The following is a 25,069-nucleotide window of genomic DNA, read 5'->3' on the forward strand; positions in this document are numbered from 1 at the left end:
CAGGTGTTCTGAATTAACCCAAACCCGGGGTTTCGCTTCGCTTCACCCAGGTCACAAGGTTTTTTATGTATTCGATGTTACGTCCCATACTTTTTAGTATGGATCCTGAAAGTGCGCATACTTTTAGTTTGTCTGCTTTGCATTATGTACCCAAGTTTTGTTTTAAAAAGGTAAAGCCTAAACCTACTGAAGCTTTGGGACTACAATTTCCACATGTTGTCGGTTTGGCGGCAGGTTTGGATAAAAATGGAGAGCATTTAGACGCATTAGCCAAACTGGGTTTTTCCTTTATTGAAGTAGGTACTGTTACGCCAAGACCACAAATCGGTAATCCTAAGCCGCGATTATTTCGTTTGCCAGCGGCTCACGCGATTATTAATCGTATGGGGTTTAATAATCACGGGGTTGATGCCTTGGTAGGGAATGTAAAAAAGGCACGTTACAAAGGAATCTTGGGTATTAATATCGGCAAAAATAAAGATACTTCGTTGGAACATGCTGCAGATGATTACATTCATTGTCTGGGTAAAGTATATGAGTATGCCTCATATGTGACCATTAATATTTCTTCACCGAATACCCCCGATTTGCGCCAGTTACAGCAAAAAGAATATTTTGCCAACTTATTGTCGCAAATACAGGCTGAACAAATTAAATTGTCAGATAAATTTCAACGCCATGTGCCTTTAGTAGTTAAAGTATCTCCAGATGAAGATTTAGAAACATTAAAACAGATGACGGAAGTGATTTTGCAGTATGGTATTGAAGGAATTATTGCGACGAATACAACCTGTTCTCGGACTGGAGTGAGTCATTTATCCCATGCTCAGGAAACTGGAGGGTTAAGTGGTAAACCTCTATGGGAGCTTTCTACCCAGTGTCTGCGTTTGCTAAAACAATATGTTGGTGATGATGTTAGCTTGATCGGAGTAGGAGGCATCGACAATTGTGACAGTGCGCAGGCTAAGTTGGATGCTGGTGCTTCATTAATCCAAGTGTATACTGGTTTGATTTACCAAGGACCGGGTTTGATATACGAATTGTCAAAAGGATTAAAATGAAACAGTAAATGGTATCCAGTTATGATCTCTTCTTCATTTTTACCACGATTTGCTTAGGATATCTAAGATGAAATGCATTACTAAAGATCTGGCTTGGCAAATGGAATCGTGTATCAAGCAAACCCATATAGAAGTAACCAAGCAATATCCACAAGGAAAAATATTGGAACTTAATGGAGGCGCTGCTTGTTTTTCAGGGACTGATTCATATTTGTCACAAGTAGTAGGGTGGGGATTTGCCACAAAACGTGCGCATTTTCAGTCTGAAATAGAGCAAATAGAACATTTTTATAAAACATTAAACCATACTCGTGTAGATATTGAATTATGTCCTTTTGTGGGAAATGAACTTACAATATTTTTAAGCCAGCGTGGTTATTGCATCAGTGAATTAAACAATGTCTCAATATTGGATTTAAACACATATCAGCCTAATGACGGTGCTGCAGATCCCTTAACCATTAAAGAAATAAAGCCGCATGAACTGAATGAATGGGCCAAAAAGGTTGCCTTAGGTTTTGATGCTCCTGAAGCTGAGGATCAATTTTCTCGTTATGCCCAATCTAAAGGAGTTAGTGCCTATGCTGTTTTTGATAACGATGTAATTGTAGCTGGTGCTTCGATTGCCATTCACGGCGATTTCTGTGATTTAGGGGTGACGAGCACTTTGCCTGCTTTTCGAGAGAAAGGATTACAAAAAAAATTACTAAAAGTCCGATTGAATAGGGCAAAACAGCAAGGGGTGTCTTGGGCAACGGTTACTACAGAGCCAGGGAGTGTTTCTGATTGTAACGTACAAAAAATAGGTTTCCATTGTGCTTATACCCGCATCAAAATGACTTTGGAATGACATGAATCCCATTCAATTTTGTAGCTGGCGCAGCAGAATCAGGTTTTCGGATAGAAATAACTTACTTATAACAAGGGGACGCGATGCAGTACTCAGGCCACTTTGAATTTTAAGCAATATTAGCACTTCCCTGTAATAACAGTTACAATAGCCCATGTTTCGATTGTGTTACTTGAGTCATGAAGAAGAAACTTTCTGTTAAAACCAGCATTTTATACAAACGTTTGCTTGCATATGTGAAACCATTTTGGCCCATACTGGCATTAGGTATATTTGCCAACATTTTGTATTCCTTGATTGACGCTGGTTTTACATACATGATGCGTCCTTTTTTTGATAAAAGCTTTATTAATGTCGATATGGATTTTATTAAGAAAATTCCTTATATCGTTTTAATCGGAATTACCTTGAGAGGACTTGTTAGTTCATTGGGCAGTTATTGTATGACTTGGGTTGCCCGCTCAGTAGTTAAAGTATTAAGGGAAAAAGTTTTTAATCATATTCTTCGTCTGCCTGCTGATTTTTATGACGAAGCAACTTCAGGACAAATGCTTTCCAAAATATTGTATGACGTGGAGCAAGTAGCGCAGGTTAGCGCAGATGCTTTAACAGATATTGTCCAAAATATTTGTTTAATTATAGGTTTTCTCACTGTGATGATGGTCATTTGCTGGCAGTTATCACTCATGTTTCTGTTAACTATTCCCTTTGTTGGCTTAATTGTGAACTATACAAATAAACGCGTACGACGAATAAGTCATAAAGTACAAAAAACTATGGGAGAGGTTACTGAAATTGCCAGCGAAGCAATTGAAGGTTATAAAGTAGTGCGTATTTTTGGAGGGGCTGCTTATGAATCTGGAAAATTCTGTAAAGCCATAGAGCGTTCACGCCAAAACGATATGAAAGTTGCTACAAGCAAGGCGATTAATGTGTCTGGAGTGCAAATTGTTATTGCGATAGGTATTGCAGCAATCATTGCAGCAGCAATTCAATTGTCTACAGTAGTGATTATTTCTGCCGGTTCTTTTTTAGCAATTATTGCTGCAATGATTCAGTTAATTAAACCGATGAAAACCCTAACGACCTTGAATGCCGTAATACAAAAAGGTCTAGCTGGTGCTGAAAGTGTTTTCTCCATGTTGGATCTACCCATTGAGCAAGAACAAGGGATCGTTTTGTCGCAAAGATCACAGGGCGCTCTGGAGTTTAAACATGTCTCTTATGCTTACCGACAAGGGGAGCGCATATTACATGATGTAAGTTTCACTGTTGAAGCAGGTAAAACGGTAGCATTGGTAGGTCATTCTGGAAGTGGCAAAACAACGATTGCCAGTTTATTGCCTCGCTTTTACGAAGTGACTCAAGGTGTTATTACTCTGGATAATACACCTATTAATCAAATAAGCTTGGCTAGTTTGCGTGAGCAAATGGCTTTAGTGAGTCAGAATGTGACATTATTTAATGACACTTTAGCCAATAATATAGCATACGGTCGTTCGGATGTGAGCCGGCAACAAATTATTCAAGCTGCCAAAATGGCTTTTGCTGACGAATTTATTAGCCGTTTTCCAGAGGGTTATGATACGCGTATTGGTGAAAATGGAGTATTACTCTCGGGTGGTCAGCGACAAAGAATAGCTATTGCGCGTGCTATTTTAAAGGATGCACCTATTTTAATTCTTGATGAAGCAACATCTGCTTTGGATAGTGAGTCCGAGCGATACATCCAAATCGCTTTGGATCAAGTGATGAAAAATCGCACTACACTTGTTATTGCGCATCGTTTATCGACGATTAAGCATGCGGATAAAATTATAGTGATGCAACACGGATGTATAGTAGAGCAAGGTACCCATCAGGAACTACTTGATTTACAAGGCTATTATGCACAACTTCAAGGAATGCAGCACATAGATATGATTCGTGAGGATGTGGTAGCCTGATGTCTGCTTTCCTGGATAAATTATGGTATGGAAAAGATCATCCACTTCAATGGGTGTTGCGCCCTTTGTCTTGGGGATATTTTGCTGTAGTTTCAGTCAGGCGCTATTTTTTGCAACGTTTTAGTCAAATAAATTGCCCAGTTCCTCTGATTGTTGTTGGTAATATAACGGTTGGAGGAGTGGGAAAAACTCCTTTAGTTATTGAGTTGACCAAAAGAATACAACAAAAAGGATTGCGAGTTGGTATTGTTAGCCGTGGTTATGGTGCAGCAACGAAGCATTTTCCCTATGAAGTACATGTAAATGATTCTGCTCTAAAAGTTGGAGATGAGCCTTTACTGTTGGCACAAAAAACCAAATGTCCTGTAGTGATTGCACCGAAACGAACCGAGGCGGTTCGTTATCTTTTAGAAAAGCATCAAAGCCAAATCATTATAAGCGATGATGGATTACAACATTACCGTATGGGACGAGCTATTGAAATTGCTGTTATTGATGGAACTCGAGGATTAGGTAATGGCCTTTGTTTGCCGGCAGGCCCACTAAGAGAGTCTGCTGCACGTCTAGAACAGGTTGATTTTATTGTGGTAAATGAAGGTAAGTGGCATGAGGATTCGGATTCAGTATCGATGAAACAAGCCCACTCTGCAGTAGCGTTTCAAAAGAGGTCTAATGCATATCCAATGGTATTGAGGCCTGGAACAATTAAAAAATTAAGTACAGATGAGGAAATTGAACCTCAGAAATTAAATGAAAAATGGGAGGCGATTGCTGCGATAGGTAATCCCCAACGTTTTTATTCCACTTTGCTGCAATTAGGGATAGAATTCGATACCTGTTCTTATCCTGATCATTATCAGTTTAAGCCAGATGATTTGAATTCTTCGAAATCACTTATTATTATGACGGAAAAAGATGCAGTGAAATGCCGAGCATTCAGCTCGGATAACATGCATTATTTACCCGTAGAGGCTGTATTGGATGATGCATTTTGGGACGCATTGTGGTTACATCAACAGTTAAAAGGTTATTGCTGATTATGTTTGCTTGGATTCGCTGTTTTTTATTTTTAATTATGTTCCACGTTAGTTCAGGATTATTTGCGACTGAAATTGAACCAGTGCCGCAACTTGTACAATCTATCGATTCAACTACAGGTAGTTGGACTTTTTCTGGTATGGTAAAAAATGAAAGTGGGGATAAATACGGCTATTTTTTTGAAATGCATCGCCAGGGTTCAGAGTTCCATACTAAAGCAGCTTTAATTGATGGACAAACAAATCAACTGGTATTTTTTAACGAAGATAAAGAAAAAATTGAGCAATCAACACCACTTGATTGGCATGTTGGTTATTCCTTTATTCGTTACAATCCCATCAATGACAGCTGGATTTTTGGTGTTAAAACAGCAGATAAAAAAGGATTTAATTTCAAAGTAGATATGTTAAAACAAGCGAATAACGTGAATGACTCCTTGATCTTACGTCCAGGAGTAAAACTTCAGGTGCTCCAGACAAGCCAGCTTAATGGACATTTACGTATCGATGATAAGGAGCAGTTTGTTACAGGGAATAAAACCTGGTTTGGCAAATTGGTATTAAACAACGATCAAAAAGACACTCATGAGATTAGTACAACCTTCTGTCGGTTGACTGATGATAATGGATTTTACTCTGCAAATCTTAAAGAAAAAGATGCAACTAGTGCTGCTGTAGCAGGTTGGCTTGATCCATTGGGCAATAAAGTAAAAATGTCCCAATTTGTTTCAATAAAACCTTTAGATAATGATCTGTGCATGCTGAGCATAGGTTTACCCAAGCTGAGTTTAAAATTGATCAATACTCTGAAGGCTAATGATCCATCATCACATACAGTCGCAGGGTTTTCTAAAGACGGTCGTGAAGGTTTTTGTTTTGTTACGCAACAATCATTTTTAAAAAATCAACCAAGCGAACTCGGTATTAATAAGGAGAAGTTAACTGCCTGAGGGTGGGATGTTTTGTAAAATAGAAACAGTCAATTTATTTATTGCTTGATGCCCGGTTTTTTTTATATAAATTATCCATAATTACAATGGTAAATAGATAAGAAGTGAGATCAAAGCAACGGATATTTTTTGCTATTTACAATAATGCAGCACTGGATAATCGATAGTTATTTTTTCCTGTCGATTTCACTGCATACAATGCTTCATCAGCTTGTTTGATTAAGCTGTTTAAGTCACAGCCATCAGCTGGGTATAGGCTTATGCCAATACTGCCTGTAATTGAAATGTCATGTCGTTTTATGGTTATAGTTTTAGCAACAGCATCAAGAATTTTTTTTGCTATAGTTTCAACGGAACTTACATTAGATAATTCAGTGAGCGCGATAATGAATTCATCGCCACCTTGCCTGACAAGTATATCAGTAGACCGTAAAATAGTTTTTAACCTTTTTCCTATCTCTATTAATAAGAGATCTCCTATATCATGCCCCAAATTGTCATTTACTCTTTTAAAATAATCCAAGTCCATAAATAAAATGGCAATTTGTTTTTGGTAACGTATCGCATAGGCTAATGCATGATTAAATGATATTTCCAACTGCTTTCTATTTCCCAAACCAGTTAAAACATCATGATGAGCAATATATTTAAGTTCTTGCTCTGCTCGTTTTTGAGTATCAATATTTTGAATTTGTGCAATAAATTGGAGTGGTTTATTCTCTGGATCTCGGATTAATGAAACACTAAGTAAAATCCATATGATGTCGCCATTTTTATGAATATAGCGTTTCTCCATATGATAGAATCGTATTTCCCCCGCCAATAATTGCCGTATATAATTTAAATCCAGCTTTAAATCTTCTGGATAGGTAATGGATTGAAAATCAGTATTCAATAATTCCTTTTCTGAGTATCCAACAATCTGACAAAGAGATTCATTGACTTTTAGCCATCGCCCCTCCAAAGAAACTATAGCCATACCAATTGCTGCTGAATTAAATGCAGAACGAAATCGTGACTCACTTTCTTCCAATGCAGCATTTATTCTAATTAACTCGTCAATTAGATCTAAATTCTCATAACGCAATTTAAAATTTTTATTAAGCAGCCCATATCCTATCGAAGATACAATTGATACAAAACAAAAATAAATCAGTAATGCGGCTCCAAGTAACCAATAGGTCAGTGTATTTTGATAAAAAAGCCAAAAGCTTAGAGGAAGAATGGATAAAGTAAAAAATAAAAGACTTGCAAAAAGATTGGGCTGAAGAATATGAAGTCCACCAGATGCTACTCCGATAATGATAATGATGACCAGCATTTGATCTAACAGATTGTTATAAGGAATTAGCACTGATCCTGCTACTCCCCATAGTGCACCATAAATAGCACCAAAACTTATTAACCATTTTAAATAGTATTCTGATGATAAGGGACGATAAGAATTAAAAATATATACACTTACATGTAATGCAAAAATGGATAGAGTAGCCAGAAACCATACAAAAAGAGTTTTTGGATTGATAACTGTATATAGTCCAATAAAGACTATTAATGAGCATAAAAAATTTGCAGGGATGCTTAATAATAAGTTTTTATTAAGCAGCATTATGCGCTCGGCAAATATTACTTTCTCTATTTTCTTACTGTCTATTCGAGCATCTTGCATGTAGATCCCATCAAATTTTAAAGAGAAGCTAAACCTCAGTTTTAGTTTGATAATTCTACATATTAATATAGTAGATAAATATTAATTGGTGTTCTTTAACTGCTCTCTAGAATCCAGTTTGGGGCACTGAAGACCCTTGGTTTACCTGAGCCAGCTTTTGTTCTTTCTCTTTATCCCATCGATCTTGCAGCTTTTGCAATCGTTCTTTTACGTCAGGAGCAAAAGTCAGTTCTGGAGGAATTTTTTGGGGATGATTCTTTTTATCATCTTTTGAAGTCTTCAATGCGCTGGGAGCAACTGCAGATGAATTAAATTTAGCCAGATGAGGCTCTGACTGTTCTTCCAATTCCGGATTCTTCAATGCGCTGAGTATCACTCCAGATGAATCAAGTTTAGCTAGATGAGGGTCTAATTGTTCTTGCAGTTTTTTCGCATGTTTAGGATCTACAATCCACATAGCATCAGTTAGCGCGGGGATGCACATGTTGGGCTCATCATTTACCCACCAACCTAAATCGCTCATGGCTTCACGTACGAAATCCGCATCTTCGTTCTCTTCATCAAGAGCATAACGTAATATGGTGATAAGAGCTTTTTCTGGATCTTTATAATCAATAGGAAGTTTCGAATCTGAATTCAAAAAGCTAAACCAGCCATGTTCTAATTTTTCGTGGTATTTCTGTTTAAATTGTTTGCATAATTGGGCTGCACTTTGTTCTGGAGGTGCCGAGAGTTTATATTTACCCAAACCTTCCGGACTTTTGTAGTATTCGGACATTAACAAGGCATGCATCGTAGCAGTTGGGTGAACATCATCCCAAAACATATGTTTCGCTCCTGGAGATGTCCCCTCCGGGGTTATTTTATATTCAGGTGAATCTATGTAGGGCTCTTTTAGTTTGTCTTTATCAAAATATTCATGGTATTTTGAATCTTTGCCCTTATCAAGGACATCATTATAAACTGTGCTAAAGACTTGATTGATATTAAAAAGATCAATAGAGCAATCAGGACGGTTCTTATTTAGTTTTGTTTGCAGCTCCAGATATTTGGTTCTTAATTGCGCATTGAAATAGTTTGATATTTCTCGAGCGTGTTGACACTCCTCAGGTGATTTATTCTGGAAACGTGGAGTTAATGATAGATCGGGCAAATTACATAAAACAAAATTTTTATAACCTTGTTTAATTAATTTCTCAATATTATCAATGTTACTCTGTACCGCACGATCAGCAGCTTCCTTTGTTAGGTCCGAATTTGCTGTAATTAAATCATTTGCCCCGGAAAATATAGTAATAAGTGTCTTTTCCTTTTGTTCTTTAGTAACTTCCTGTTTCTCATTATCTTCTAAGAATTGCGCTACCTGCTTCGATAAGTTGGATACAAGCAAACGGGTGAAAAAAAGCTTTATCGATGTAAGCAGGGAATAAAAGGAAAGAAAATCAACACTCCAGCTGTAATCATAAGATGTTGCACCACCCTGGCTATAATTTACAAAGAAATTTCGACCGTTAAATTGCGCAGTCCGGCCATTATCAAGAGAGTAATATTCTTGAACGTATTGCCTATAACGGGGATCTGATATCAATTTGTCTGATATATCATCAGAGGATTCTTGCAGTGGAGCTTTGGTGAGCCTCTTTTCTTTGCGAGGATCCGGGACATTTTTTCTGTATCGACCTGCGATTGCGGCATCAGTTAAGTCAGCATTATCAAGTGTATATCTTGGCTCTTTTTCGTTTTCTGGAGTGCTTTCTCGTTTTGCCGCGAATAGATGGCCTTCATCTCTATCCTGTGCATGTTTTTTACGTTGCACTTCATTTGATTCAGCCTCAACTTCATTCGAAGTGTATCTCTTTCGCTGATAGGGTGATTGATAAAGAATATCATCACTGATATCCGCAGAGTCAAGATTATATTTTCCAAAATGATGTTCAGTATCTTTCTTTATTTTATCCTCATTAATGAATTTGCTAATGAGGGTCGCTCGCAGCACGTCTGCCCAGGTATAACCATTGGTAAAGCGTTCTTTGGGGGACTTATCCAATCCTAGCTCTTTGTCCCAGAGCCCATTTATAAAGGATCCTAGAAAAGAAAATTTTTCCCCCATGTTTTTTCCGTCAGAAAGGCTATCGCCAAATACGACGAAGTAACTTATTTCTTTTTGGGCAGGGCCGATAGGTTTTCTGATATCTGTTTTGGAAGTCGCCATATAAAATAACTACATACTGGGCAATATTTGTTATTTTATAGATAGATTATTAAGGTTTTATTAATAGGGGAAAAAGAGAAAAGTAATTATTTGCAGCTTACTTCTCTTTTTCAGGAAGAAATTGGGACAGTGCACTGGCAATAATTAATGCAGCTGGAATAATTAATAGAGTAAGTTGATAATCATATAGGGTATGGAGGTTTGTATCGCCTTTAGAGTAATCCAGTAAATAGCCTACCAGTGGTTGTAGAAGAGGGGCTGAAGCCATTGCTAAGGTATTGGTAAACCCAGTGCATGCAGAGAGCGACTCAGGTGGCGCTAGTTCATTCGCGATGGTAAATGCAAGCATATACGCGCCGCAACATAGCCCAATTGCAAACAAAAGTACCCCAGTGAGGAAAATAGCGTGTGTGGGTATGAAAAGAACAAGAATAAATAAAATGGCAGTTGATAAGCATGAAATATGAATAAGTGGTTTGCGTTTAGACAAATGAATTGAGAGCCAGCCGTAAATAGGACAACTTAAACCCGCTCCTAATAAAGTCATGGATGTAAGTATACTGGCAGTTTCTAGAGAACAGTTTAATTTTAACTGAAGGAAAGGAACTGCCCACATTGCAGCAAAAACAGTAATAACCGAAAACTCTAGACCAACAAATAATCCATTAATCCATACTAATTTATTTTTTAGCATAAGTAGCAAATGTTTTTTATACTGATGATGATCCGTAATTACAGGTTTATTACTTGGAATAAAATTCAAACATAAAAAAGCAATTAAAAGACCTATGATACCGCTTCCTGCAAGAAAGTAATGCCAGCTAATGCGACTTATCTGGGAGCCCATTCCAATCATGCACAATACCGTAACAGTAAATCCTAGAGTTTCTGTAAGCCCGATCATAAACGCATATAGCCTTAGGGGATAATGTTGGCGCAGCACACGTGTCATACCTACAAACGCAAAAGCAGAGCCGCCACCGATAATGAGACGCCCAAGAAATAGCACGAATAAGTTGTATCCAGTAGAAAATAGCAAACAACCCAAGGCACACAGTAAGGCGTTTAAGGATAATAGAGTTCGCGTATTGTATCGATCAAAAAGAAGACCTACGGGAATTTGCATTGTGGTATAAACATAATAAAAAGCACTACTTAATAGACCGGCAGTGAATGCTGTGAGTTGTTTCTCATGCATTATAGCGCCAATAATAATCCCTGATGATAATTGCAAGAAAAATTGAAACAAAAGAAAGAATACGCTGACTAACCATATAATGGTTCTTTTGGAGCTGTGTGAAGGTGTTGGGTGCAATAAATTCATTAATCTGTTTCAAGAAAAAAGGCGAAATATATAGCATCATGGAGAGAGTGTAAATTTATTTTGAAAATTAAGGCGCAGCTTGAGTTAAATTTGCGCTGATCGCAGCAGCTTGGGGCAGGGTAACGAAAACGTGGATGTTCTAATACGTTCCAATACCTCAGGTCTCGTTGTATTACCTCCATACTATAAATGCAACCAAGCATTAATTGCATCTAATGGAAATGAATGATGGGCACACCAATTCTGAACAATACGATTATCTAAAGTTGAGGATATTCCATGCACTCCAGGCGTCAGTTTTTCGTTCAGAAGCATTAATGCAGCAAGGTTATGAATATAAAACTCCGGATCGATATATTTCATTGGTGTCGGATCATGGAGTACGAAATTGATTGGCATTTTATGATTTAAGACCTCATCATCACTAAAGTGAGGACCAAACTCATCATAGACTCCTAAGTTAGCTAAAATTTTTCCGCTGAACCAGGAGTGAGGATATTCGTTCATCACTGCTTTTTTCCCTGTTGCGCTAACAACAACATTCACTTCGATTAATGCACGTTCCAACTCACTGAAATCCTGAGGAGCGATTGCTTTGATACCTAACTTTTGGGCTAAATTTCGTTGTTGTTCAGTCGGCTCAACAACAACTACAGGAATTTTATTCTGTGTGCAAAAATAGGCGAGTCCTCGGCCGATTTTCCCAAAACCAAAAATAATCCATGAGGTTTCAGCGAGATTGACTCCTGTCAATTGAACCAGAGCCACATGACTGCTTTCAGCACACCCAAAAACTGTCTCGAGTTGTTTTGTCATCGTGCGATCCACGCTAATCACAGGAAAATTAAGTAGTTGCTGTCGGTAAAATTGATCCCCAGAACCGGTTAATTCGATTGCACCAATTTTAGGCTTTCCAAGAAATTGATAAAGCTGTCCGCCACAATCAAAATAAAGATCAAATGGTTCTCCAGCAAGTGAGCGTGGATCGTCTACATAACGAACTTTGGCCTCCTTTAAAGAGGATACTGCCTGTGGATGAGCATGACAAAATTCTGTAGGATTGGTGACGGTGACATCGGCTCCTGCTGCAATTAAGCAAGCTATTTTTAATAAAGTATTGGTTACTACAGGAACATGATGAGCTACTCGTAACCCAGTCAATGGACGTGTGACACTCCATTCTGCAAGTTGTTCATGCATAAAAGGAGCTTCTGTTTGAGGATATTTTTGAAAGATTTTTTTTAGTGCGTCCTGCATTATATTATGACCATAATAAAAAATGCCTAATCGTAGCATAATTTATTGACAGGACTTACGAAAAAAACCAATCTTTTCGTTAAAAAAATTTTTTTCATTCAGTTATTTAGTTTATCTAAACTCCCTCATTTAAAACAGTTTTTGCCTCGATCTTGGAGTTTTTCGTAAGTCCTGATTGATCCATTATATTTCCGAAAATAAAAGTACCGTGGGTTGAAGCGAAGAGAAACCCAGGTTTTCTAAAGAGGGACAAAAGTATTTAGCCCAGGTTCCCTGTTGATTTCACCCAGGCTATAAGCGCGGTTATGTTATTATTTGCTCATTGATAATTTGTGCTCAATGGTAGAGGAGCTGTCATTGCTAAGCCAGCTAACAATCCATTGCCAAAATCCAGTGACTAGACTTTGCTTTGCAGGAGTAAAGAACGAATAATTTTTCATGGTACCTTGAGGTTGAGGCTTGCATATTTGATTTAAATATTCCAATTCCTCTTTAAATAAGGTTTTAGTTAGAATTCTATTATTCCCATTAACTTTTTGATTGATTGAATCAATCAGTGCATCTATATGGGGCAACTCATCCTTAGTAAAAGATTTTCGAATCACGGCTTCGAGCTTCTTCCTGGCAGTATTTTCATTTGTAATTTGAAGTTTTGACATCAAATCCTTTTTCAATTGAGTCGTGTTATTATTTGCTAAAATTGCATATTCGATAATATTCAACTCTTGTTTTGTTTTAGCTGATTGAATCAAATTATTATAATGCTTGGCACGAATTTGGCCACGATAATAATCAAAAAAATAAGAAAAATAACTTAAAGTTTGGTCACGATGTTTTAGATAATCTTTTACTGCATCAGTACAGCTTTTTTTCAATTTAGCCAGATTCGATTTATCCAAATTCGATTGTTTCGTATCTTTTTTAGAAGGTAACGATTTTTTCTCCATTTCTTTTGGTTCTGGTGAAATCACTTTTGCTTGAGGCGCGAAAAAGCGTTGAATTTCAGGCAAAACAAAATTCTCAGGTAAGTTTACTCGTGCTAAACTTTCACGAAGTAATCTGATTGTTGTATGGAATTCATTAGCAACGGCGTCATTTTGCATCGAAAGCGGTCTTTGAAATTGTCTGAGCAAGCAATGAAGCTTAAATTCCAATTGACAAACCTGTTTAAATCGAGGGTTATCGATTAGTTTTTCCAAAAGCGCACAATTGCTTTCACTCAAGTAATCTGGGTCAATATCTTTTCCAGCCATAATAATTTTTATTTGCGCCAGATGATTCGCTATTTCCAGATTTTCAATGGGCTGATCCAAATCAATGTTCTGCTCATTAATAATCCTCTGACATTCTGCAAATATTTTAGCAAGTTCTTCCAATGCTTGTTTCAAGGGTAAACTGTCAAAAATATGACGATAAATTTGATTGTTTAAATCGAGTTGCTCTTCCAGCATCTTGAGCTCAACGCGTTCCAGAGCTTTTTGAATTACTTCTTTATATGGATGTGCTAATTGAGTAAGAACTTGAGGATTTGTACTGTTCAGAAGTTGAAACAGCTTAGGACGTACGTCGGTTTTATCATAATGGGCTTCGAGATTCTCCATATAAGCCTTGATGATGTCCGCACCATGGTCTTGTATAGGCTGTTGCAGGTCCTCATCCAAGTCGGTCAATTTTTTATTTTCAAGAAGATTGCCTAGTGTCGCCCATTCTTTTTGTTGTAATGCTTCAGTTATTAATATTTGCAGGCTGTATTGCTTTTCAAATAAGGGGAAGACACTTGCAAAGAGTACAGGATCTTTTAACGCATCTAGAATACTCTTATTGGGAGCACTTGGAAGATCACTTTGCTTAAACAAAGTATTAAATATCTTCTCATTTTTTTCTTTAACTGCTCTTTTTAAAAGATTTAAATAAAGTGTGCTGCTTTGGATTGAAGGATCTTGCTCTGGATTTTTAATTGAATTCAGAAGCGAAGCTCTAGGATTGGGGACGTTGGATTTTAATAATAATTGATAAAGTCTACCATAGCCTTGTTCATAGATTCTATCAAACAAAGCAGGAATAGGTTGATCACCAAATAATTGTTGAATTGCAGATTTTCTTTCAATCGTGCTCAGAGTAAATTCTTTGGCAAGGAGCTGATTGGCTATTTTTGTTTGCTTTTGAGCACAACTAAAAAGAAATAATTCTTTAAAATCTAATCCGAAATTAAGATTAGACTCAATAAATGGTGCTAAAACAGAGTCATTACCTTTTTCTATTGCTTGTTTAAGTAATTCTACAATAGGTTGTTTTAAAAGAGTTTCAGGGGTTATTCTTCCTTGACTCAAAAATCGGGCAACCAAATTTTTATTGTTATTGACTAATGCGGATGTAAAAATTTGTTCTGTTAATTCATCATCAATTACAACTGTTTCTCTATCGAGTAAAAAGTCTAAAGGTATTAACAGGTTATTTTGTGCCAGCAGGGCAATAAGTTTTGGTCTTTGCTTTAATGTTGGCGCGAGTTGTAATAATAATTTAATTCCATTTTCATTTTTGTCCTGGATTAAGTCATTGAGGAATTCATCGAGTTCCTCTTCTTCCCAGGTTACTTTGCTAAATAATGTTTTTGCTAGAGATGGAAGCTTATTCTTGAATAAGTCTTTGATTCGTTTTTTTTGTTCTTGTGGCACTGCGTTCAATGAAAGAATATCGGAGGGAATCTTGGTTATAACTCGATTGAGTTTGGCAAGATTTCTAGTATTTGTAGCCGAAGCATTGAGGTACTCATTAAAAAGTTGAGGGGCCTTTTGAGCACATATCGTTATTACAGGCGCAATATTCCAGTTTAAACTGTATTCTAAAATGAGTTTCTTTATTTTAGGGCTTGCATCTGCAAAACAGTTTTCGATGATTGCGTAATCTTCATAATCAAAACATAACATGAAGAGTGCACGTATATCCTCGGTTTTACGCAGCACGTTGAACTTTAATTGAGTAAGAGTATCTAAAATAGATAAGTCTTCTTCTTGTAATCCTTTAGTGTAAAGGAATTCCAAGGTGTCTTGTTCAAGGCGGCTTTTTTGGGACTGCAGTTTTTCCTGAAGAAACAAACTCATTTCTTTATTGCCATTCAATATGGCAATGGTCAGTGCACTTTTGAGCATTTCTTCGGGAATATTATCTCTCCATGCTTTTTTAACATGCTCATTTTTTCGCAGGAAAATAAGGGCATTGAGTAGCGTTATTGAGCCAAGCGGCGTGCTTAGATCAATTAAATCGTATTCACGTTTTTCGACATGTCCCCAAAGCGTCGAATTTGATTGTGCAAGCCATGCGTGGGCATAAGTTTCAAAAATGGTTTTATCGTCACGCTGCATGCATTGAGCGAGCAAATCAGGATCCTGAAGATTAACCATGAAGCCATTTTCAAAGAGTTTTTTCAGAGTGGTCACATTAATCGCTTGAATAAGCTCTTGGTTAAAAATAGAAGTAAATGATTTTGGGTTAATTTTGGCATTTATTAATTGCTTGAATAACAAATGTAAAACATGATGTTGGTTGGCGATAGCAGCACATTGAATTTGTTTTATTATTTGTTCTGGCGACAGTTTACTTAAAAACTGGTCTATTGTATTAGAATCCACTTCTTGTTTAATAAACGTCAGAAGTTGCAAATGATTATAAGTCGTTTGATTTTTATGTTCTTGAGTAAGATTTAATTGATCTAATAACTTTAATATTTTGGTGTAATCTGCTTCCCTTTTCATAGGTAGCACAAGTTGTTTTACTGAGCGATCCAGAAGCATCTGCAATTCATTTTTTAACTCTTCTTGTTCTTCAACTGCAGTGTATGTTTTGCGATAATGATCAATTAACTTTTCTGCTTCTTTAAGGTTTCCAACAAAGAGAGTGAACTGAATTCCTTGTAAAACAGCTTTTTTTAGAATGGGTGATTTTGGTTGTTGTATTAAAAGATTGTTAAACTCAGGACGAAAATATTCTTTTGTTAGTGTGTCATAATTGATTTTGTTCTGCTTAAATAAATATTCGAGGGTGTCGATATCATTTGCTATAGCCGCAAAGAAACTGGAATTTGTATCGATCTGACCTGCAATGGAAATTTGATGTAACTCGTCATGTGAAGGGTAGTGTTCAGGAGTTGCATCAGGAGGAGCAAATGCACGAATGGCTAGTCCAAAAGAATCGTCTTTATAATCAAAGCAATCTTTAATTTCTTTGATTAAGTCATCAATTGATTCAAGCTCTTTGGTTTTTTTGTTGTAATTCGGATCGTAAACTATATATTTTCCGTTTTCGACAGATAAAGTGATAGCATGGTTTTTACTAAAAATTGAATAGAAGCGATTATTGCCCGTAATTTTTTTGAAAATTTCTTTCCAGTGTGCTTCAGCTGTTACGAGTCCTAAATTAAATTCATTTCTTAATGGTTTAGTTCCAATATCTAATATTTTTTCGACGTCACTTTGTAAGAATTCATAATAACTATATTCATCGGCACGGAATGTTTTTTCAATTTTGATAATGAAATTATCAAGAACAGGATTATCACCGATGTGATAAGTGCTGGGTAAATTCGCTAACTGGTCGAGTAAATAAAAAAACGACTCTGTTTTACGCTCTAAATTAGATTTGGTATTTCCTGCTGCATATTTGATATATAAAGCAGCGAGTGCTGCACATACTCCTTTTTTATTCAATGTGAAGTCAATATTGCCTTTTTGTTTTAGACAAAGATTTACAACATTAATAATTTTGCCTTGATTCGGCATAGTAAACTCCTCAATTTTTGATGTTGCGATTATAATTGACATATTAATTGAATACAATGCAGAGTGTATCCATATTGGTCACTACGGGATAGAGGGGGGGGATTTTAAAAATGGGTAAAAGTTATAATTCTATACTTCAAAAATAACTTCTTTTGCAGGTGGTCTTAAATTATAGTGGGAACTCATACTATGTCCATATGCTCCAGTATTTGCAATTAAAATGATATCATTTTCTCGAGTTAAGGGGAGTAACCGGTCGTATCCCAATGTATCTCCAGATTCACAAATCGGACCAACCAAATGCGAAAAACCAGCTTTTTTTGAGTGCAGTTGACTTAAATTGACAATTTCATGATAAGCCCCATATAAAGAAGGCCTGATTAATGAATTCATCCCTGTTTCAATTCCTATAAATTGGACTTCGCCTTTTTCCTTACATTGAGTGGCTTTTGCTAAGAGGACACCGCTTTCTGCAACGAAATAGCGACCAGGCTCTAACCAGAACTGCAAATGTGGGTAATTTGCTTTTACTTTTAATAATCGTGAATCAAGTTTTGTCAGGTCCAAGGGTTTTTGTCCTGGTTTTTCAACAATTCCCAAACCACCACCTAAATTAATGAATTCAATATTAGGGAATTTCTCAATGAGTGATGTGAGTATTAAAGCGGTTTGCTCCCAAAGCTCTGGTGTAAGAATTCCACTTCCCGAATGTGAGTGCAGCCCAATGACATGGATATTATACTTATGAGTTAATGTTCTAAGTTGTTCTATGTCATTTTGGTCAATTCCAAACTTTGACTCATTTCCTCCGGTTATAACATGTTTGTGGTGGCCCGCACCTGTACCAGGGTCAATACGGACTATAATGTTGCGGTTTTTGAATAATTCAGGCCAGTTTGCTAAAGGGTATAAATTATCTATTGTAATATAGCAGCCTAAATTCATGGCAAATTCATATTCTAGCTTTGGGGCAAAATTTGGCGTAAATAAAATTCGTTTTTTGTTCATATGGGGGAATAAATCTGTTATTCGTTTTAACTCCTGAATGGAAACACATTCAAATCCAATGCCTTCATTTTCCAAAGTTTTTAAAATAGAAGGATGGGGGTTGGCTTTGACTGCATAAAATAGAGTATCGATTGATTGTAAGCTCAGTAACTGTTTGGCCTGAGATACTTGGGTTTCGCAATGATATACATAGCATGGAGAATGTTGTTCTGCAATTGCAAGCAGACGGTCACGCTCGATTTCCCACCATGGGGTAGGGCGATTGATCCTTTTTTCAGTTTTTTGGGGATGAAATACTTTTTCGAATTGAATGATAAAATTATCCAAAATTTGATTGTCTCCAAGAAGATAATCATTGGGTATCATGCATAATTGTTCAAATCCCTCAAAAAATTGGTCGGTTTTATTTTCCAGGGAATAGTGTTCATATAAGTCAGATAGTCCAGCGTAAGCAGCTGATTTATTCAATTTAAAATCTTTATCGGACTTTTGTTTGAGACATAAGGTGAGCGCATCAATAATTCGGCTATTTTGGGTCATTATGAGCTCATGATTTGATTGCATCATATGAGAGTATAATTTACGAATTGTATTAATTCAATTCACATTGCCTTGTGTGTGGTTTGATATTGGTCAATATGATGTATTAATTTATGCTTGCAATTTTATTTATGCTCACATAGTCTGTACTAAAAAATAATTATTCATAAGGAATTGATATGGCGCAAGATAAAATAAATATTGATGATGCAGGAAAGACTGGTGCTATAGTTGCTCTTGGAAATACAGTTTTAGCGCCTTTGTATTGGGTTGATGCGAAATTGGGTTTAACTGCAGCAATTGTTGCGACGAGTGCATTTTTATATGGTGCGCATGAAATAGGTAAGAAAAGAAGACCGATTGCAAATGGTGTAAATAGCTTAAATTCCTTTTTTGGTGGTAATACAGGCGATAAAAGCACGGAAGTGCAAAATGCTCTAGCAAATATTGTTGTTGGAGGTGCGGCTATATTTGACGAAATTATGCCTAATGATAAAAATAATCGTCCATAATATTTTCATTTTTAGATAATTTATTAAGGAAATGTATTATGCCTCGAGAACAAGTAAGTTCTGAAAAAGTTTTAAAGACTGGTGCATTAATCAGTTTTGGAAATTTATTTATGTCACCTTTTTACACCAGATTAGGCCCATTTGCTTCGCTGACTCTTACCGCCGCCGCGTTATTTGGATTGCATGAAGTAGGCAGAAGCAGGCAGTCGGGAAATGGCTTTTGGGGCTTTTTTTCAAATAAGGCCAATCCGGATGTTTCTGATTTAAACACTGCTGTGAAAAACGTTGTGGAGGGTGGTGCAACGGTGTTTGATCAGGTTTTCCCTCCGGGAAAAAAATAGTGCAAGCGCCCACGCTCCATTCACTGAGTGGCTGTGTTTAGCTCATCTTGCGCGAAAATCCCGTTTCGGAAGCCCCACATACTGATGAATGCTGTAATGGCACTAACTTAAGAATATTTTTCTATATTTCCTTCCTGTCTACGTCCCGCGAACACGTTGCGGAACGTAGACTCTCAGAGAATAAGTTTAAGCGTAACCTGCGCTCAAATCCAATCGTTCTCTAAGGTGAACCATGGGAATCTATAAAAAAGAAAACCCCAGTTTCGCTGTGCTGCACCGAGGCTAGATTGATTTATCCCATTTTATGAATTTTAACTATCATACCAATCTGAGCATTATCTAGATAATAAACAACATTGTCTTTTAAGCGCTGTTTTTGTGAGACAGTGAATGATGATTGTGGGTTATTGGGCGGTGATACCTGAAACTCAGCATCAAAAGAATAATAATTGCTTTGTTTTACATTTAAAGTACCTTGCATTTGCCAACCATGATGATCGATGAAGGGTAGAGCTACGATGCTTTGATTATTTGCTGGTTGTCTCCATGAATAATGCCCCAAGACTTGGTAACTTGATCTTCGACTCAGTAAATAGTATTCATCGCGTAAGCTTGAAGAAGAAGGAGACAACAAGCGATAGGGCTTCCCTGATTTTTCTGTATCTGTTTTTAAGGATATTGCATTGGCATTTGTTGGGATAAGCGGTGCATCAATAGAAAGCGCTCTGTTTTGATTTGGCTGTGCAAATATAATTAAATCAATTTGGTAAGAAGGCTTGGCTAAAGTCAGGCAAGAATACAGGAGGCTAAGAGTTATTATTATTAATCGTTCCATGGCTAATTTATTTATTGTTGTTATTTTAATGGATTTGCCCTTAACTGCATTGTAGCCACTCTGCTTTGAAGTTATGCGAAACTTACTTTTCTCCCAAAGGGGCTTTGTTGAAAAAATCTCATGTAATTCCCGCCTTTGGGGGAATTACATATATACAGTTTGGTCATCATTGTATCTTTCCAAACTATTTATTCAACAACGCCCTCAGTAATGGGGCAGGGGTATTTTTAACTTAAAAACAGAGTTACTATCTTGCATCCAGGCAACAATACTACATGTAACAATGCGATTATAGCTGTCTCTATTGAGTTCACTCAACAACAATTTTAGGGAACTTATCCGCATAATTAATTGGTTTTTTCGCCAATTCCATAGCACTCTTCATTGCTGTTTTAATCAATGTATCAGTTAATTCATTACGAGCTTGAGTTGCAGTAGGGTTACCTTCATCACAGTTTTGTCTTATGCGTCCATCCAAAGGAAGTTGTCCGAGTAATGTTGTATGGTATGTAGCGCAAAGAGTTTCGGCGCCACCTGTACCAAAAATTGCTTCTTGATGTCCGCATTGGCTGCAAATATGAGTGGACATATTTTCTATAATACCCAACACATCAATTCCTGTTTTAGAAAACATGGTTATTGCTTTTTGTGCATCAAGAGTTGCTACGTTTTGCGGTGTAGTTACTACTATAGCTGCGGTTAGGGGTATTTTTTGTACTAATGTCAATTGGATATCTCCTGTACCTGGTGGTAAATCAAGGAATAAATAATCCAGATCATCCCAAAGTGTAATATCCAGCATTTGAATTAGCGATTTAGCAAGCATAGGACCTCGCCAGATGAGTGCCTGCTCGCTGTTGGTGAGATAGCCAATAGACATGGATTGTATTCCATGAGCTTTTGCAGGAATGTAATGCTCGCCGCTGATTTGTACTGGTTCGGTTTTGCCGAGCATTAAAGGCATGCTTGGGCCATAGATGTCCGCATCTAGAATACCTACTCGTGCACCTAATCGAGCTAATGCTGTTGCTAGGTTTACAGTTACAGTAGATTTTCCTACACCCCCTTTTCCTGAAGCCACAGCAATCGTATTTTTTACGCCACGCAAGCCTTTACCAACAAGTTGTGTTCTATGCGGTTTGATTTGTTGGTTGATGTGAATGACTATGTTTTGATTGGGGAATGCTGATTGTAACGCTGCGAGTAATAGAGGTTTATAATGTTCTTCAAGTAAGTTACATGGAAATCCGGCAGTTAAGTTGAGGCTCAACTGCTTATCCGTCATTTCAAGGCTGCACTGTAAATTCATTTCCTTACCGGTAAGATCAAGAAACGGATCTTTTAAGGTACTCAGCAAGTGGATTACGGTATTTTCAGTGGTCATAGATTAGCCTTTTAACACAAAAGAGGAATAATAGCGCAGAGCAGTTTTATTTCATAGGATTAGTTTGCAAGATCAAACAGTGAGTCCAGCAGGTTCATATTCCCAACTAATCCAGTGATTGCTGGAGAGGTAATAAATACCACAATAAATAGGAAGATGAGTATGCTTTGTTAAATAAGAACCGTATTCGACCAATTGTTGTCGATGCTTTATCATTGATGTTTCATCTTCTTTTCCTGTCTTGAAATCGATAATCCAGCGTTTGCCCTGATCCTCAAACGTGCGATCAATGATACGAGTAATGGGTCTACCATGCTGTTCTACCAATAACTCGTATTCATTTTGTTCCTGATGATGTTTGCTAATAATCCATAGTCCTATTGGATCTTCAAATATCCGAGTAATTTGTTCCTGGATGCTGGATAGAGCCTCGTGTTGCATCTTTTCATCGAAACCTGATTTTCGTAATTCATAGCGTGCAAGGTTCCAAGGAACTTCAGCTACAGTCCCAGGATGATGATCACATATCCATTGCAAGAGTTGGTGAGTTACGATGCCTGTTAATCTAGGGATATTTGTTGATAAAGAGGGGGGAGTCGTCTTGATGTTGAGATGCACATCAAAAGCATCAGGTGTTATATTTCGGTAATAATCGAGTGGTAAACGCCCAAATTTAGGTAAAGACAAGTTTGTTTCTTCAAGCATGTGTATGGGGTTATCTTCAGTAAATTCTATATGTTTAAGAAGGCTCTTAAACGAGGCTTTAGAGGAACGTTCTGAATGATCCGTTAAATACAGACGTGATTTTGCCCTTGTTACTGCAACATACAGTAATCGCTGTGCTTCATAATGGCTTTTAACTCCATCCAATCGACTTAAATAATCATATAATGCACAATGCTCTTGGTGTGCAGCTTGTATGGGAGACATTAGCAACAAATTGCCGTGTTTTTGAGTAGGCAAATTAAGCCAACGTAACATCGGGCTATCGCCACGATTGGGTTGCGTTCCCAAGCCAGGCAAAAGTACAGTATCAAATTCAAGCCCTTTGGACTTATGAATCGTCATTATTTGTAAACGAGAGGGATTTGCTTGTTGTGAATAGAGTTTGTTAAGTTCTGAGAGAAACTCGCTTAGATCCGGTAAACGACCATCTTGTTCGTGGCGATCCAGTAAGGTCCAAAATTGTTCCAGATCATTGAGTTGTTCGGTGTTCAGAATACTATCCATATACAATTCTTTTAATGTTTGAATCACCCAGGCTGAAAGCTTGCTCTCATATCTTTGAGTTAAAGCGTTATGCATAACTCGTATAAAAAAATCGGCGCGAATCCTACCTTCCTCACTTAACCCCTGGATTTTGTTTAAATGCAATAAGGCAAAGTAAATTGATTTTTTCTTATTAAACTGTGCTATGGCATGAATATCATTTAAAGCAAGGCCGCAATAAGGACTGTGAAGAGCCGCGAGCCAGGAGAGGCGATTCGCTGGTGTCAACAAGGCCTGGGTCAATGACCAAACATCACGTAGATGGCCTAGATTGGTTAATAAAGTAATATCCGTACCCTGATAAGGAATCTGATGTTGGCGCAAGAGTCTAGTTATTTCAACGAGTTGCGTTCTTGAGCGTACTAAAATCGCGATAGATTGATGAGGATAAGTTTGTAATTCGTATTGAACGATTTCGATGAGTTTTTTTGCTTCCTGTTCCTTATTTTTAAATTGTAGGGCGCAAATGGTACTGCATTCTTCATCTTGAATGACATTGACACTGGAATGAAATGAAACAGCTCCAGATTCTATATCAACTTGTTTGGGGAAGATATTGGAAAATTGATGATTTACCCAATTGACAATAGTTTGTGTTGAGCGAAAGTTGCAGCTTAATTCTAGCGATCTTAATTTAACAGGCCCAATGCCTTGTTCTTTAGCGCGAAAAAATAATCCTACTTCAGCTTGCCTGAATCGGTAAATCGACTGCATGGGATCACCGACGATAAATAGAGTTTTTCCATCATCTTCCTGCCATCCATGAACGAGTTTCGTTAACAGCTCAAATTGAGTAATTGATGTATCCTGAAACTCATCGACCAAAATGTGATGAAGAGTATGATCTAAATATAAAGCTAAATCAGTCGGATTTTCTTCATCACCTAATGCACTCAATGCTTGCTGAGATATGGCAGTGAAATCAACCTCATTTTGCTCGCTAAACAAAACATGTAAATGACTTACAAGAAAGGGGAGCAATAAAAACAGCGCTTGCAGGACGTCCCATTGCTCCAAATCATATTCTGGTTTAGGTAAATTGCTGACTTGGATTAATGCTTCAAGAAAATCAGGGTATTCATTGAGTTCGTTGAGCAATTCTTTGCTGGCATTTTTTAGTCTTTTATATTCATCTGGAGCGCAGGAGCTACTGAGCAAACCTACATGATGATCAAAGCTTTTGCGGAAATTTGCATCCCCTGTAAGCAAGAGTTTACTTAAGGCTGTTGCTATCTCTTGGGTGGTTTGTTGAAAATCATACCAATCTTTGAGCAGATAGCGTGGTGAACTGGGATTATTTTCTATGATTGCCAATTCGCGGGCGCATTGAGTTAAATCTTGAGCCAAATGTGGAGGTAGACTTTGTGTGAATCGTTTTAACTCATGTTGTTCTATAAGGAGTAGTGCGTGCTCAAACGCTGATTTTTCTTGAGTCCGTGCTTGAAATAACGGAGTTATCCATTGATCTCTTTGAGAGAGTAATACCGTGAATAATTCAAGTAATCGATCCTGGCGATTATCCACATGTAGCAAGAGCGTTTTTATTGCATTCTGATATTCAGGGGTTGTCAGCGCAAACTGAATACAGCATCGACTCGCGTTTAAATAATGACTTTCAGCTTTCTCAGTAATTTGTGAATAAGAAATTTGCTTTTCCAAAAGTGGAATTGATTGATTAATGCTTTGGCATAAAGAGTCTATAGTTATGACTCTTAATCGATTGGGCTGCTGTAACAAATCCCATTGATAGTAAGCATCACTTTGAAGTGCTGCATGGGCAAAATCAAGTGTCATTTGTTGATGAGGCGTATTGGCTTTTTTATGATGTGCTGCCTGCTGTAGCGCCAATACGATACGTTCACGCATTTCACTCGCGGCTTTGCGAGTAAATGTTAATGCGACAATCTGCTCCGGAGCCGTTACCGTACTCAACAATCGCAAATAGCGCTGGGTAAGAATTTCAGTTTTCCCTGATCCTGCGGGGGCTTGTACGATAAATGATAAGGAAGGATTAGTGGCCTGGCTTCGTTGATCACTGTCGACTAGCATTATTTTTATTCCTATATATTTGTCATTAATCGGGGAGTAATGAAACTGGA

The 25,069-nt window shown here is 37.3% G+C and carries 15 protein-coding genes and 1 pseudogene; 7 read left to right on the forward strand and 9 right to left on the reverse strand.

Features of this window, described 5'->3' with window-relative positions:
- Positions 1-65: 65 nt before the first annotated feature.
- The 5 genes from DGG96_RS02655 (at position 66) to DGG96_RS02675 (ending at position 5,844) form a co-directional block, all read left to right on the forward strand.
- Positions 66-1,061: a quinone-dependent dihydroorotate dehydrogenase gene (locus DGG96_RS02655; protein WP_110141473.1), complete on the forward strand. Its 996-nt coding sequence runs from the start codon at positions 66-68 to the stop codon at positions 1,059-1,061.
- A gap of 67 nt (positions 1,062-1,128) precedes the next feature.
- On the forward strand, positions 1,129-1,911 hold the full coding sequence (locus DGG96_RS02660; protein WP_110141474.1) for a GNAT family N-acetyltransferase: 783 nt from the start codon (positions 1,129-1,131) through the stop codon (positions 1,909-1,911).
- Positions 1,912-2,090: 179 nt separating this feature from the next.
- Complete coding sequence (msbA, locus tag DGG96_RS02665) at positions 2,091-3,857, forward strand: lipid A export permease/ATP-binding protein MsbA (RefSeq protein WP_110141475.1); 1,767 nt, start codon at positions 2,091-2,093, stop codon at positions 3,855-3,857.
- The gene (gene lpxK, locus DGG96_RS02670) at positions 3,857-4,894 is read left to right on the forward strand and encodes a tetraacyldisaccharide 4'-kinase (RefSeq protein WP_110141476.1); all 1,038 of its coding nucleotides are present in this window, start codon (positions 3,857-3,859) and stop codon (positions 4,892-4,894) included. The genes msbA and lpxK overlap by 1 nt, the downstream gene beginning before the upstream one ends.
- A gap of 2 nt (positions 4,895-4,896) precedes the next feature.
- Positions 4,897-5,844 (forward strand): hypothetical protein, encoded by a 948-nt coding sequence (locus DGG96_RS02675; protein ID WP_110141477.1) that lies wholly within the window; start codon positions 4,897-4,899, stop codon positions 5,842-5,844.
- 136 nt (positions 5,845-5,980) lie between these two features.
- Here DGG96_RS02675 and DGG96_RS02680 read toward each other — a convergent pair whose 3' ends face one another.
- From DGG96_RS02680 to lysA, 6 genes and pseudogenes are all read right to left on the reverse strand, one after another.
- Positions 5,981-7,513, reverse strand: a complete 1,533-nt coding sequence (locus DGG96_RS02680; protein WP_110141478.1) for a GGDEF domain-containing protein — start codon at positions 7,511-7,513, stop codon at positions 5,981-5,983.
- 106 nt (positions 7,514-7,619) lie between these two features.
- Positions 7,620-9,725 (reverse strand): SGNH/GDSL hydrolase family protein, encoded by a 2,106-nt coding sequence (locus DGG96_RS02685; RefSeq protein ID WP_110141479.1) that lies wholly within the window; start codon positions 9,723-9,725, stop codon positions 7,620-7,622.
- 97 nt (positions 9,726-9,822) lie between these two features.
- Positions 9,823-11,049 (reverse strand): MFS transporter, encoded by a 1,227-nt coding sequence (locus DGG96_RS02690; protein WP_110141480.1) that lies wholly within the window; start codon positions 11,047-11,049, stop codon positions 9,823-9,825.
- Between the two features lie 183 nt (positions 11,050-11,232).
- Positions 11,233-12,306, reverse strand: coding sequence for a Rossmann-fold NAD(P)-binding domain-containing protein (locus DGG96_RS02695; RefSeq protein WP_110141567.1), 1,074 nt, complete (start codon positions 12,304-12,306; stop codon positions 11,233-11,235).
- 311 nt (positions 12,307-12,617) lie between these two features.
- Positions 12,618-17,081, reverse strand: coding sequence for a hypothetical protein (locus DGG96_RS02700; RefSeq protein WP_110141481.1), 4,464 nt, complete (start codon positions 17,079-17,081; stop codon positions 12,618-12,620).
- Between the two features lie 129 nt (positions 17,082-17,210).
- A pseudogene (gene lysA, locus DGG96_RS02705) lies at positions 17,211-18,350 on the reverse strand (diaminopimelate decarboxylase); the annotation flags it as partial.
- Positions 18,351-18,808: 458 nt separating this feature from the next.
- Between lysA and DGG96_RS02710 the strand changes: the two are divergent.
- Positions 18,809-19,141 carry a hypothetical protein gene (locus tag DGG96_RS02710; protein ID WP_110141483.1) on the forward strand — a complete coding sequence of 111 codons (333 nt, stop codon included), beginning with the start codon at positions 18,809-18,811 and terminating at the stop codon, positions 19,139-19,141.
- Between the two features lie 38 nt (positions 19,142-19,179).
- A complete protein-coding gene (locus tag DGG96_RS02715) occupies positions 19,180-19,482 on the forward strand; it encodes a hypothetical protein (RefSeq protein WP_110141484.1) in 303 nt (100 codons plus the stop codon).
- 292 nt (positions 19,483-19,774) lie between these two features.
- On the opposite strand, the gene DGG96_RS02720 is transcribed toward DGG96_RS02715, so the two are convergent.
- The 3 genes from DGG96_RS02720 to DGG96_RS02730 all read right to left on the reverse strand — a co-directional run bounded on the left by DGG96_RS02720 (position 19,775) and on the right by DGG96_RS02730 (position 25,019).
- Entirely contained in the window at positions 19,775-20,317 is a 543-nt protein-coding gene (locus DGG96_RS02720; protein WP_110141485.1) for a CsiV family protein, read from the reverse strand.
- A 310-nt stretch (positions 20,318-20,627) separates the two neighbouring features.
- Positions 20,628-21,701, reverse strand: a complete 1,074-nt coding sequence (apbC, locus tag DGG96_RS02725) for an iron-sulfur cluster carrier protein ApbC (protein WP_110141486.1) — start codon at positions 21,699-21,701, stop codon at positions 20,628-20,630.
- 72 nt (positions 21,702-21,773) lie between these two features.
- A complete protein-coding gene (locus DGG96_RS02730; RefSeq protein ID WP_110141487.1) occupies positions 21,774-25,019 on the reverse strand; it encodes a UvrD-helicase domain-containing protein in 3,246 nt (1,081 codons plus the stop codon).
- Positions 25,020-25,069 lie beyond the last annotated feature (50 nt).

The organism is Legionella qingyii (assembly GCF_003184185.1).

What these genes read in the sequence shown, in the direction of transcription:
- DGG96_RS02655 (WP_110141473.1), top strand. Translation starts at nt 66, where the DNA reads ATGTATTCGATGTTACGTCCCATACTTTTTAGTATGGATCCTGAAAGT.
- DGG96_RS02660 (WP_110141474.1), top strand. Translation starts at nt 1,129, where the DNA reads ATGAAATGCATTACTAAAGATCTGGCTTGGCAAATGGAATCGTGTATC.
- msbA (WP_110141475.1), top strand. Translation starts at nt 2,091, where the DNA reads ATGAAGAAGAAACTTTCTGTTAAAACCAGCATTTTATACAAACGTTTG.
- lpxK (WP_110141476.1), top strand. Translation starts at nt 3,857, where the DNA reads ATGTCTGCTTTCCTGGATAAATTATGGTATGGAAAAGATCATCCACTT.
- DGG96_RS02675 (WP_110141477.1), top strand. Translation starts at nt 4,897, where the DNA reads ATGTTTGCTTGGATTCGCTGTTTTTTATTTTTAATTATGTTCCACGTT.
- DGG96_RS02680 (WP_110141478.1), bottom strand. Translation starts at nt 7,513, where the DNA reads ATGCAAGATGCTCGAATAGACAGTAAGAAAATAGAGAAAGTAATATTT.
- DGG96_RS02685 (WP_110141479.1), bottom strand. Translation starts at nt 9,725, where the DNA reads ATGGCGACTTCCAAAACAGATATCAGAAAACCTATCGGCCCTGCCCAA.
- DGG96_RS02690 (WP_110141480.1), bottom strand. Translation starts at nt 11,049, where the DNA reads ATGAATTTATTGCACCCAACACCTTCACACAGCTCCAAAAGAACCATT.
- DGG96_RS02695 (WP_110141567.1), bottom strand. Translation starts at nt 12,306, where the DNA reads ATGCAGGACGCACTAAAAAAAATCTTTCAAAAATATCCTCAAACAGAA.
- DGG96_RS02700 (WP_110141481.1), bottom strand. Translation starts at nt 17,081, where the DNA reads ATGCCGAATCAAGGCAAAATTATTAATGTTGTAAATCTTTGTCTAAAA.
- DGG96_RS02710 (WP_110141483.1), top strand. Translation starts at nt 18,809, where the DNA reads ATGGCGCAAGATAAAATAAATATTGATGATGCAGGAAAGACTGGTGCT.
- DGG96_RS02715 (WP_110141484.1), top strand. Translation starts at nt 19,180, where the DNA reads ATGCCTCGAGAACAAGTAAGTTCTGAAAAAGTTTTAAAGACTGGTGCA.
- DGG96_RS02720 (WP_110141485.1), bottom strand. Translation starts at nt 20,317, where the DNA reads ATGGAACGATTAATAATAATAACTCTTAGCCTCCTGTATTCTTGCCTG.
- apbC (WP_110141486.1), bottom strand. Translation starts at nt 21,701, where the DNA reads ATGACCACTGAAAATACCGTAATCCACTTGCTGAGTACCTTAAAAGAT.
- DGG96_RS02730 (WP_110141487.1), bottom strand. Translation starts at nt 25,019, where the DNA reads ATGCTAGTCGACAGTGATCAACGAAGCCAGGCCACTAATCCTTCCTTA.